This window comes from Pseudomonas sp. CM25, from assembly GCF_013179705.1.
Taxonomy (GTDB): domain Bacteria; phylum Pseudomonadota; class Gammaproteobacteria; order Pseudomonadales; family Pseudomonadaceae; genus Aquipseudomonas.
The window spans coordinates 1-11,457 of sequence record NZ_JABMCW010000177.1 but is presented as its reverse complement, the minus strand read 5'-3'; the positions used below and the strand labels follow the sequence as shown (position 1 = coordinate 11,457).

8 protein-coding genes are annotated in these 11,457 nt (G+C 62.7%); 6 read left to right on the top strand and 2 right to left on the bottom strand.

Going from position 1 to position 11,457, the window contains the following annotated elements:
- From HP546_RS18150 to HP546_RS18135, 4 genes are all read left to right on the top strand, one after another.
- A partial coding sequence (locus HP546_RS18150) for an efflux RND transporter permease subunit (RefSeq protein ID WP_172228040.1) occupies positions 1-2,349 on the top strand: 2,349 nt, incomplete at its 5' end.
- Positions 2,346-3,761, top strand: a complete 1,416-nt coding sequence (locus tag HP546_RS18145; RefSeq protein WP_172228039.1) for an efflux transporter outer membrane subunit — start codon at positions 2,346-2,348, stop codon at positions 3,759-3,761. The genes HP546_RS18150 and HP546_RS18145, both read left to right, overlap by 4 nt.
- Positions 3,762-4,020: 259 nt before the next feature.
- Positions 4,021-5,076, top strand: a complete 1,056-nt coding sequence (locus HP546_RS18140; RefSeq protein ID WP_172228037.1) for a tetratricopeptide repeat protein — start codon at positions 4,021-4,023, stop codon at positions 5,074-5,076.
- 80 nt (positions 5,077-5,156) lie between these two features.
- A complete protein-coding gene (locus HP546_RS18135; protein ID WP_172228035.1) occupies positions 5,157-6,767 on the top strand; it encodes a response regulator in 1,611 nt (536 codons plus the stop codon).
- Between the two features lie 7 nt (positions 6,768-6,774).
- Here the strand turns inward: HP546_RS18135 and HP546_RS18130 are convergent, their stop codons facing one another.
- Complete coding sequence (locus HP546_RS18130; protein WP_172228043.1) at positions 6,775-8,805, bottom strand: PAS domain-containing sensor histidine kinase; 2,031 nt, start codon at positions 8,803-8,805, stop codon at positions 6,775-6,777.
- 210 nt (positions 8,806-9,015) lie between these two features.
- Between HP546_RS18130 and HP546_RS18125 the strand changes: the two genes are divergently transcribed.
- Together HP546_RS18125 and HP546_RS18120 are read left to right on the top strand one after the other, a co-directional pair.
- Positions 9,016-9,708, top strand: coding sequence for a type 1 glutamine amidotransferase domain-containing protein (locus HP546_RS18125; RefSeq protein ID WP_172228033.1), 693 nt, complete (start codon positions 9,016-9,018; stop codon positions 9,706-9,708).
- Positions 9,709-9,840: 132 nt separating this feature from the next.
- Positions 9,841-10,647, top strand: coding sequence for a CSS-motif domain-containing protein (locus HP546_RS18120; RefSeq protein ID WP_218584543.1), 807 nt, complete (start codon positions 9,841-9,843; stop codon positions 10,645-10,647).
- An 18-nt stretch (positions 10,648-10,665) separates the two neighbouring features.
- On the opposite strand, the gene hppD is transcribed toward HP546_RS18120, so the two are convergent.
- Positions 10,666-11,457, bottom strand: a 792-nt coding sequence (hppD, locus tag HP546_RS18115; RefSeq protein WP_172228031.1) for a 4-hydroxyphenylpyruvate dioxygenase, incomplete at its 5' end; no start/stop codon positions are given.

Genomic DNA, 11,457 nt, shown 5'->3' with positions numbered 1-11,457 from the left:
TACGCCCTGCGCTCGCTGCTGAACAACCAGCCCGCCGTGGCCATCCCGATCTTCCAGCGCCCAGGCTCCAATGCCATCGAGATCTCCGACGAAGTGCGGGCGAAGATGGCCGAGCTGAAGAAGGACTTCCCCGAGGGCATGGACTACAGCATCGTCTATGACCCGACCGTATTCGTGCGCGGCTCCATCGAAGCTGTGGTGCATACGCTGTTCGAAGCGCTGGTGCTGGTGGTGCTGGTGGTGATCCTGTTCCTGCAGACCTGGCGCGCCTCGATCATCCCGCTGCTGGCCGTGCCCGTGTCGCTGATTGGTACCTTTGCGGTGATGCACCTGTTCGGCTTCTCGCTCAACGCCTTGTCGTTGTTCGGCCTGGTGCTGGCCATCGGTATCGTGGTGGACGACGCCATCGTCGTGGTGGAAAACGTGGAGCGCAACATCGGCCTGGGCCTGAAACCGCTGGAAGCCACGCAGAAGGCCATGAGCGAAGTCACCGGGCCGATCATCGCCACCGCCCTGGTGCTGTGCGCCGTGTTCGTGCCTGCTGCGTTCATTTCCGGTCTTACCGGGCAGTTCTACAAGCAGTTCGCCCTGACCATTGCCATCTCGACGGTGATTTCGGCGTTCAACTCGCTGACCCTGTCGCCAGCGCTGGCTGCCGTACTGCTGAAGGACCACCATGCACCCAAGGACCGTTTCTCTCGGTTCCTGGAAAAACTGCTGGGCAGCTGGCTGTTCGCCCCGTTCAACCGCTTCTTCGACCGCGCCAGCCATGGCTATGTTGGCGGCGTGCGCCGGGTCATCCGCTCCAGCGGCATCGCCCTGTTCGTGTATGCCGGCCTGATGGGCCTGACCTACCTGGGCTTCTCGTCTACCCCGACCGGTTTCGTACCGTCGCAGGACAAGCAGTACCTGGTGGCATTCGCCCAACTGCCGGATGCAGCGAGCCTTGACCGCACCGAAGCGGTGATCAAGCGCATGAGCGAAATTGCCTTGAAACAACCTGGCGTGGCCGACTCGGTGGCCTTCCCTGGCTTGTCGATCAACGGCTTCACCAACAGCCCGAACAGCGGCATCGTGTTCACCCCGCTCAAACCGTTCGACCAGCGCAAGGACCCGAGCCAGTCGGCAGCGGCCATTGCGGCGGCGCTCAATGCCCAGTTCGCCGACATCCAGGACGCCTACATCGCGATCTTCCCGCCACCGCCAGTACAAGGCCTGGGCACCATCGGCGGCTTCCGCCTGCAGATCGAAGACCGTGGCAACCTGGGCTACGAAGCGCTGTACAAGGAAACCCAGAACATCATCGCCAAGAGCCACAATGTGCCGGAACTGGCGGGCTTGTTCACCAGCTACCAGGTCAACGTGCCGCAGGTCGATGCCGCCATCGACCGCGAGAAGGCCAAGACCCACGGCGTGGCGATCAACGACATCTTCGATACCCTGCAGGTCTACCTGGGCTCGTTGTACACCAACGACTTCAACCGCTTTGGCCGCACCTACCAGGTCAACGTCCAGGCCGAGCAGCAGTTCCGCCTTGATGCCGAGCAGATCGGCCAGCTGAAGGTGCGCAACAACCTGGGCGAGATGATCCCGCTGGCAACCTTCCTCAAGGTCAGCGACACTTCCGGGCCGGACCGGGTGATGCACTACAACGGTTTCATCACCGCTGAAATCAACGGTGCAGCAGCCCCTGGCTACAGCTCCGGCCAGGCGGAAGCTGCGATCGAGAAGCTGCTGAAAGCGGAACTGCCCAACGGCATGACCTTCGAGTGGACCGACCTGACCTACCAGCAGATCCTCTCGGGCAATACCGCGCTGTTCGTGTTCCCGCTGTGCGTGCTGCTGGCCTTCCTGGTGCTGGCCGCCCAGTACGAAAGCTGGAGCCTGCCGCTGGCGGTGATCCTGATCGTGCCGATGACCCTGCTGTCGGCCATCACCGGTGTGATCGTGTCGGGTGGCGACAACAACATCTTCACCCAGATCGGCCTGATTGTACTGGTGGGGCTGGCATGCAAGAACGCGATCCTGATCGTCGAGTTCGCCAAGGATGAGCAGGCCAAGGGCCTCGACCCGCTGGCGGCGGTGCTGGAGGCCTGCCGACTGCGCCTGCGGCCGATCCTGATGACCTCGATCGCCTTCATCATGGGTGTGGTGCCACTGGTGTTCAGCTCCGGTGCCGGCTCGGAAATGCGCCATGCCATGGGCGTGGCAGTGTTCTCTGGGATGATCGGCGTGACGGTGTTCGGCCTGTTCCTGACCCCGGTGTTCTTCTTCCTGATTCGCCGTTTCGTCGAGCGTCGCCAGGCCCGCAAGGCCGAGCGCGTGCAAGTGCTGGAGAACCACGCATGAACCTGCTCAAACCCCTGACCCCAAGCCTGCTGGCACTGGCCCTGGCCGCCTGTGCAGTCGGCCCGGACTACAAGGCGCCAGCCACCGAGCCTGCGCAGCTGAGTGGTGACGTACAGGCCAAGGCCTATGACCGCAGCCGCTTCGAAAGCCTGTGGTGGAAGCAGTTCGACGACCCGGTGCTGAACCAGCTGGTGCAGGCTTCGCTGGAGGGCAACCGGGATCTGCGCGTGGCCTTCGCCCGCCTGAAGTCGGCCCGCTCGATTCGTGAAGACGCCGAGAACGATCAGTTGCCGGTAGTCACCAGCCGCGCCAGCAGCGACATCGGCAAGGGCCAGATTCCTGGCCAGGCGGATAACCGGGTGAACAGCGAGCGTTACGACCTGGGCCTGGACATGGCCTGGGAGCTCGACCTGTTCGGCCGGATCCAGCGCCAGATCGAGGCCAGCGAAGCTCAGGAAGGGGCGGCCGCCGCCGACCTGCAGCAGTTGCAGGTCAGCCTGATCGCCGAGCTGGTCGATGCCTACGGGCAACTGCGAGGTGCGCAGCTGCGCGAGAACATCGCCCTGGCCAACCTCAAGACCCAGCAGGAATCACGCAGCATCACCGAAACCCTGCGCGATGCCGGCGTCGGCAACGACCTCGACGTGGTTCGCGCCGATGCGCGCCTGGCCGGGGTAGAAGCCACCGTGCCGCAGCTGCAGGCCGTACAGGCCCGGGCGCGACACCGTATCGCCACCCTGCTCGGCCAGCGCCCCGACGCGCTCAGCGTAGACCTGTCGCCTAAAGCCCTGCCGGCCATCACCAAGGCCCTGCCGGTGGGGGACCCGGGTGAACTGCTGCGCCGCCGCCCCGACATCCGCAGTGCCGAACGCCAGCTGGCAGCCGCCACCGCCAACGTCGGTGTGGCCACGGCCGACCTGTTCCCCCGCGTCAGCCTCAGCGGCTTCCTTGGTTTTACCGCCGCGCGGGGATCGCAGCTCGGCTCCTCGGCGGCCAATGCCTGGGCGCTGGGCCCGAGCATCACCTGGGCGGCGTTCGACCTGGGCAGCGTGCGGGCCCGCCTGCGCGGTGCCAAGGCCGATGCCGAAGGGGCATTGGCCAACTACGAACAGCAGGTGTTGCTGGCCCTGGAAGAATCGGCCAACGCCTTCAGCGATTACGACAAGACCCAGCAGCGGCTGTTGTCGCTGATGCGCCAGAGCGACGCCAGCCGCAAAGCGGCGCAACTGGCCTCGATTCGTTATCGCGAAGGGACGGTGGACTACCTGGTGCTGCTGGATGCCGAACGCGAACGGCTTAGCGCTGAAGACGCGCAAGCACAGGGTGAGGTCGAGCTGTACCGCGGCATTGTCTCGATCTACAAGGCCCTGGGCGGCGGCTGGCAACCGGAAGCGGTGGCCATCGCGCACTGATACATCCTGTTTCAACGGCTCCTTTGGTTGGATTCTCCCCCAGCCGTTTGCCCTGCAGGCTTTGGTCTGCGGGGCTTTTTTATGGGGGTTCATGATGTATGCCGCACCCTCTTCGGCGCTCGGTGTGTGCATCACCTCAATACCGAGCCGAACACATGGCAGCCCTCACTCGGTCCCCCACCAGGCGCACGCCGCCCCCGGTTGCATTTCCCTCCCCACTGCCCCAAGCTCTGCGCTTCCCGTCGCCACGGTCCCATCAATGCCCAGACGCAACCGCTACCTGATTGCCCTGCTGCTGTTGACCCTGGTATCGGCCCTGTTCGGCTACCTGTGGCACGACGACCAGCCGGCCGCGCCGACCTTGCCAGCACACAGCTACGCCAAGGCCCTGCGCCAGGCTCACGAGGGCCAGCCTGGTGCCGCGCGGGTGCTTTACCAGCAATTGCAACGCAGCGACTTGCCGGCCATCCGCCGGGCAGCCCTGTACGCCGAATTGCCCAATTACCCATCGCCCCAGGCATTGAAACTGGCACAACAGGACCTGGCGCATGCCGAGCCGCTGGTGCGCCGAGCGGCGATTGCCGGCATACGCCGCCTGCTGCCGCCGGCGCAGCGCAGCCTGGTGCTCGGCCCGCTGCTGAACGACGACGAGCAAAGCGTGCGCTTTGCTGCCGTAGACGCCCTGCTGGGCCTTGACCCCGACGCCATCGGCCTGTATTTCGGCCCGCTCCAGGCGGCCCTTGAGCAATACCAGCAAGCCCTGGAGCAACAACCCGAGGATGCCGACGCCCAAGTTCACCTCGCACGCCTGTACCTGCATGAAAACGACTACAACCAAGCCGCCACGGCCCTGCAGCGGGCGCTGGCGGTAGCCCCAGGCAACCTCGACGCCCTTGCTACCCAGGTGCGCCTGCTGGAGCGCCAGGGCCATCACGACACCTCGCGCCAGGTGCTGGGCAAGGCGTTGGCCCTGAGCCCGGATTCGGCCTTTCTGCAGTATGAGCTGGGGCTCTGGCTGAACCGTCATGACCAGCGCGAGTACGCCTTGCTGGCCTTGTCCCGCGCCGTCGAGCTGGACCCGGACAATAGCGACTACCGCTATACCCTGGCAGTCACCCTGCATGAGCTGGACCAACTTGACGCGGCACAGAAGCAGCTGGAAATCGTGCTCAACCGGCAGCCGGCCAATCGCCGAGCGCGGGTGTTGCTCATCCAGTACTGGAAAGAGACCGGCCAGCTACAGAATGTACAGGTGCTGCTGGCCGAGCTCGAACGACAGAACCCGGACGATCCGGTACTGCAGCAGGGCTTGTAGTGAAGCCCTGAATTTGTGTTGAACCTTGGGCTCGCACCCAAGGTCCAGTGGGTATCAGGGCACCCCACAGGAGAGTCGTTTTGGCCAGTACATTGGCGATGGATGAACGTGCCTTGATCCTGGCACCCCCGCCCCTGGACGCGGACACTTCACGCCTGCTTGCCTCCGCCGGGATAGATAGCCTGTGCGCAGGCGACCTGGCCAACCTGCAGGCACGCCTGGCCGAAGGCGCAGGCGTGGCGATCATCGACGAGCAGGTGTTCAGCCAGGGCCCAAGCGCGTTGCTGCAGGCGTTCATCGACCAGCAGCCTTGCTGGTCGGACTTGCCCATTGTGCTGGTCACCCAGGGCGCGTGGTCGGCCAAAAGCATGGATAATCATCCGGTGGGCAATCTTGCCCTGCTGGTCTCGCCCTTCGAAAACACTCAGTTGCTGCACATGGCCCAGTCCGCGCTGCGCAACAGGCGCAAGCAGTACCTGGCCCGCGACCAGTTGCAGGACCTGCAGCGGCGCCTGGACGCCCGACCCAAGCAGCCCGGTGACGAGCAAGAGCCCAGCGAGTTCGCCCGCTACCAGGCCCGCAAGATGGAAGCCATCGGCCAGCTTGCCGGCGGGGTCGCGCATGATTTCAACAACCTGCTGACCAGCATTGGCGGCAGCTTCGAACTGATCGACCGGCGCCTGCGCCAGGGCCGCAACGATGGGGTGGAAGGCGTACTGCGCATGGGCCGCGAGGCGGTGTCACGGGCGGCAAAGCTGACCCACCGCCTGCTTGCGTTCGCTTCCCGGCAGTCGCTGCACAGCCAGCGCATAGACCTGCGCAGCCTGCTGCAGATCAAGCAGCTGAAGGCTAGCCTGAGCCCCACAGTCAGTTTGCACGTGCATATCGCCAAAGGCTTGTGGCCAGTGGAAGCTGATGACCAGCAACTGCAGGCAGCCGTCGACAATCTGCTGGTCAATGCCTGCGAGGCGATGCCCAGCGGTGGAATGCTGTGGATCGAGGCAAGCAACCATCACATCGAACATGGTCAGGGCGCCACGCCGGGCGGTGGCGATTATGTGCGCCTGCGAATCGTTGATGACGGCCAGGGCATGGCACAGAGCACGCTGGAACATGCCTTCGAGCCGTTTTTCAGCACCAAGGCGATCGGCCAGGGCATCGGCATGGGCCTGTCGATGGTATACGGCTTCAGCAAGCAATCCCGTGGGCATGTCACCCTGCACAGCCAGATCGGCCAAGGCACCCGGGTAGACCTGTACCTGCCGCGCCATCACGGCCGGACCACCCAACCGAGCAACCCTGAGCCGCCTGTGCAGGGGGGCCGTGGTCGCCATGTGCTGGTGGTCGAGGACGACTCGCATGTACGTCAGCTGCTGTGCCAGGCGCTCCGCGAAGACGGCTTCCCCTGCCACAGCGCCGCTGACGCCAGCGAGGGGTTGGCAGTGCTGCGCTCGACAGAGCCGGTGGACTTGCTGATCAGCGACGTTGGCTTGCCCGGCATGAACGGCCGGCAGTTGGCCGAAATTGCACGGAGCCTGCGCCCGCGTCTGCCGGTACTGTTCATCACCGGCTACGCGGAAACGGCCATTGCCCGAGAGAGCTTCCTGGGTACGGACATGTACTTGATCAGCAAACCGTTCGAGCTGAAACAACTGCAGGCCCAAGTGCTGCGGATTCTTGCTACGAAGTGAAACTACCTTACCCGTCAAGCATGCGCAGCGCCTCATCCGCCAGGGCGGCCAACGGGAACGGCTTGTTCATCAACGCTATGCCCGGTTGCTCCAGGAACTCCGCTTCGACCGGCTGGTTCGCGTAGCCGGTGATAAACAGAATTTTCTGCAGCGGCAGTTGCATGCGCATGGCCTTGGCGACTTGCCGCCCACTGAAGCCCCCTGGCAACCCGATGTCGGTAATCACCAGGTCAAAAGGCCCATCATGGCGGAAGCGTTCCAGCGCAGCATTGGCGTCGCCGACATCCGTGACATCAAAGCCCCGATCAGCCAGGTACTCACGCATGACGGCACGCAGGTTGAGCTCGTCATCCACCAGCAGAAGGCGCTCCCCACAGGCCATGCGCTGCGGGCGCGGCACTGGCTTGGGCGGTTCAGGGAGCGGGTCGTGGCACCTTGGGAAGAGCATTGAAACCGTTGTGCCACGCTCCCCGACCGACTCGATCCAGGCATAGCCGCCCGACTGGCCGACAAATCCATAGACCATGGACAGCCCAAGCCCGGCCCCACGCCCGATGGGCTTGGTGGTGAAGAACGGCTCGAAGGCCCTGGCGATGTCTGCCGCCGCCATGCCATGGCCGTCGTCCTCGACATGCAGAGCGACATAGTCGCCTGGCGGCAGGCCATCTTCATCCGGAAAACAGCTTGTCAGTCGTTGGTTGACGGTGCGAATGGTGACAGTACCCCGCTCCAGGCACGCCTCACGGGCGTTTGCGCACAAGTTGACCAGAGCATTCTCGAGTTGGGTTAGATCAAGACTCACCACCCACGGTGCAACATCCAGTTGCCAGCGCAGGCGCATCTCGGCGCCCAGTGCCCGCATCAGCAGCGGCTCACTCAAGCGTAATTGCAGGTTGAAATCCAGTGGCTTGGGGGCCGTGGGCTGATGGCGGGAAAAGGTCAGCAGTCGATGGGTAAGCGCCATGGCGCGCTGCACCGAATCGCGTGCCACCTCGACATAGTCCTCCACCCGCTCCAGGCGCCCTTGTTGCAGGCGCCGTTGCAGCAGTTCAAGGCTGCCGCCAATCCCGGACAGCAGGTTGTTGAACTCATGGCCCATGCCCCCCGCCAACTGGCCAACCACCTCCATATGCTGGTTCTTGCGCATCAGTGCTTCGGATTGGCGCGCGGCCTCGGCCCTGTCTTCGGTAATATCCCGGCCCACCGCGGTCAGCATGCTGCCATCGAACCGCGCGGTCCAGCGAAACCAGTGGTAGTGGCCATCGCGGTGGCGCAGACGGGTCTCGATCTGGCCGGTGCTCCCGTATTCAAGCAAGCCGGAGACGGCCACCTGAACTTCAGCGCGATCCGCCGGGTGAATCAGTTCCAGTACCGGCCGCGCCAGCACCTGCTCTTCGGCCCAGCCCAGAATACGCTGCCAGGTGTGGCTGACAGCTTGCAACGTCAAGTCAGGAGTAACGGTCATCACTGCATCGCGCGACAGCTGCCAGATCTGCTCGCGCTCGGCCTCGTGACGCGCTAGCTGTCGTTCGAACACCAAGGCCTGCTCCCGCCAGTGGCTGTGCGCCTCGACGCTGGCCGTCGTCTCGATCACGGTGTGCAGAAAGCCCGCCACGCCGCCCAGTTCGTCATGCAGCGGCGCATAACCGAACGCGCACCATAGCGGTTCGGCGCCTTCGCCCTTGACGATACGCAGGGGTGGGTCCTCGACAAAGCTCGAGCGCCCCTCAAGCGCCTTGAATACCCAAGGCCCCACTTCGGGCCAGATATCCCACCACAAGGCATCGAATGCACTGCCCAGGGTATTCGGAGCAGCGGCCCGCAACGCCCGGTAGGCATCATTGTGGACGACGCTGAGTGCTGATCCCCAAACCACGGCACACGGGAACGGTGACAAATGCATCATGTCCACCGCAATACGCAGCGAAGCCGGCCAGCGTGACAACGGCCCGAGTGCTGTTCGCCCCCAATCGAAGTGCGCAACCGTTTCGCCCATCGGCTCGACCGTTGCCAAAACAGGCGCAGGCTCGCGCGGCATACCATTTGCGACCACTATCGTGACTCCAGCAATGCTCAGGTTGACCGAGGCGCCGCCCTGCTCGTTCGGCTCGCCTCGTGGGCTCGGTTGAAGTTAGCACAGCGCGCACTACCCCCGATGGCGTACTTGCAGGTGGCAGCTATGCTGATTAAGTTTTCCCTCGGGCCAAGGAGCACCGGCCCATCCAGGTTGCCGACAGGAGCGTGGGACATGAGCAAGAAAATGCTGGTGGTGCTGACCAATACAGCCAAGTACCCGACCCTCAAGCGAGCGACGGGGTTGTGGCTGGGTGAAGCTGTGCACTTTGTCGAGATGGTCGAAAAGGCCGGCTACGCGGTGGACTATGTCAGCCCAATGGGCGGCTATGTCCCGATCGATCCGCACAGCCTGCAGATGGCCCCCGACCTGGATTGGCAATGGTATGACGACAAGCGTTTCATGACCCGCCTGGGCGCCACCCTGAGCCCAGGTCAGGTCAAGGCAGATGAGTACAGCGTCATTTATTACACCGGTGGCCATGGGGTGATGTACGACTTTGCCGATGACCAGGCGCTGCAGGCGCTTGCGCGCCACATCTATGAGAACGAAGGCATCGTGGCGGCGGTCTGCCACGGCGTTGTCGGCCTGCTGAACGTCAAGCTCAGCGACAACAGCCTGCTGCTGAAGGGTCGTCAGGTTACCGGTTTTTCAAACACCGAGGAACAGTTGGCTGAGCTGGACAAGGTAGTGCCCTTTCTGACTGAAAACGAACTGGGGGCCCGCGGCGGCAACTACAGCAAGCATGATGAACCGTGGAAGCCGTTTGTCGTCACTGATGAGCGGCTGATCACTGGGCAAAACCCCGCCTCGACTGGATTGCTCGCCGAGAAGGTGCTGGCGAAAATTGCGGGCCATCAAAGCTGAGGCTGACAGTGGCTTTCCGTATTTCCTCTGGTTCGGATCGCTCATGGACTACAGCCATCGCGTCGTCAGGGACATAGGCTCAGGGTCAATCTGTTCACCACGAACAGCAATGCACCTGGGAGCATCATACCTATGCCTTTCACCCTGAATACCAGGTACAACTTGCTGAAAAGGCTGATGGTAATAGCCATTGGCGCCGTGCCGATAGTTTCCGGCCTGCTGGTGATGAACTATCACCTGGGCAAGAAACTTGCCGAAACTTCGCAAATTTCCGTTCAAGAGGCAGTTTTCAGCGTCGACCAGTTGCTGGACCGTATGGTTGCCACCTTTGATCGTGCCAACGACCTGGCGGGAAAGCCCTGTGCGCAAGTGTCAGGGAAATTGCATGACATCATCGCGATCAGCCCGCATTTGCGCTCACTGGCGTTAACCGTCAATGGCGAGGCGTACTGCGCTACCGAAAAAGACCCCATGGCCTATATTTCCGCGTTCATAAAGTCCGGGCGAGGCACGGAACTCGCATTCGATGTCCCTTCTTCGCCAAACGCCGCCATTCTCAGAGTTCAAACACCTGGGAGGAACTCCGGGGTAGTTGGCACTTTGTATGGCATTGAACTGCGCAAGGAACTGAAAAGCTTTCAGACCGGCCTGACGCTGATACTGGAATTCGGGGACCACTACATATGGACAGATGGCGACAGCCGCGACCCGGAACGCCCTTCACAGGACGAATTCAGCGAGTGGGCAGAGTCAAAAAAATATGGCTATACCGTCCGGGGCGGCTACAGCAAGGGGTATACCGCCAATGAGTTCCGCATGACCATCGCGCAAGTGCTACCTTCGCTGGCATTGGTCGGCGTAGCGACCTCACTGGTCTTGTACCTGGGCTTGATGAGAGCGCGCAAGGCCCATAGCGGCACCGCCGTCAGAGATGCATGACGGCGATGCAGGCGAGCATCAGTCGGTGCTCAGTACACCACGGCGTACCTGGTCGCGTTCGATGGATTCGAAAAGGGCCTTGAAGTTGCCTTCACCGAACCCATCGTCGCCCTTGCGCTGGATGAACTCGAAAAACACCGGGCCAAGCAGGGTTTCCGAGAATATCTGCAACAGCAGGCGCTTGTCGCCCGGTTGCGAGGCCCCATCAAGCAGGATGCCCCGGGCTTGCAGTTGGTCGACCGGCTCGCCATGACCCGGCAGGCGCTCTTCGAGCATTTCGTAGTAGGTTTGTGGCGGCGCAGTCATGAAGCGCATGCCGAAGCCTTTCAGGGCATCCCAGGTCTTGAGCAGGTCGTCGGTGAGGAAGGCCACGTGCTGAATGCCTTCGCCGTTGAACTGCATCAGGAACTCTTCGATCTGCCCGGCACCCTTGGAAGACTCTTCATTGAGCGGGATGCGGATCATGCCATCCGGCGCGGTCATGGCCTTGGAGGTCAGGCCGGTGTACTCGCCCTTGATGTCGAAGTAACGAATTTCACGGAAGTTGAACAGTTTTTCGTAGAAGCCGGCCCAGTAAGCCATGCGCCCGCGGTAGACGTTGTGGGTGAGGTGGTCGATGATCTTCAGGCCGGCACCTACCGGGTTGCGGTCTACGCCTTCGATGAAATTGAAATCGATGTCGTAGATCGAGCTGCCTTCCTCGAAGCGGTCGATCAGGTACAGCGGGGCACCGCCAATGCCTTTGATCGCCGGCAACCGCAGCTCCATCGGCCCGGTTTCGATTTCGACCGGCTGAGCACCTAGTTCCAG

Excerpts from the sequence above, each read along its gene's own strand:
- HP546_RS18145 (WP_172228039.1), top strand. The coding sequence starts at position 2,346 with ATGAACCTGCTCAAACCCCTGACCCCAAGCCTGCTGGCACTGGCCCTG.
- HP546_RS18140 (WP_172228037.1), top strand. The coding sequence starts at position 4,021 with ATGCCCAGACGCAACCGCTACCTGATTGCCCTGCTGCTGTTGACCCTG.
- HP546_RS18130 (WP_172228043.1), bottom strand. The coding sequence starts at position 8,805 with ATGCCGCGCGAGCCTGCGCCTGTTTTGGCAACGGTCGAGCCGATGGGC.
- HP546_RS18125 (WP_172228033.1), top strand. The coding sequence starts at position 9,016 with ATGAGCAAGAAAATGCTGGTGGTGCTGACCAATACAGCCAAGTACCCG.
- HP546_RS18120 (WP_218584543.1), top strand. The coding sequence starts at position 9,841 with ATGCCTTTCACCCTGAATACCAGGTACAACTTGCTGAAAAGGCTGATG.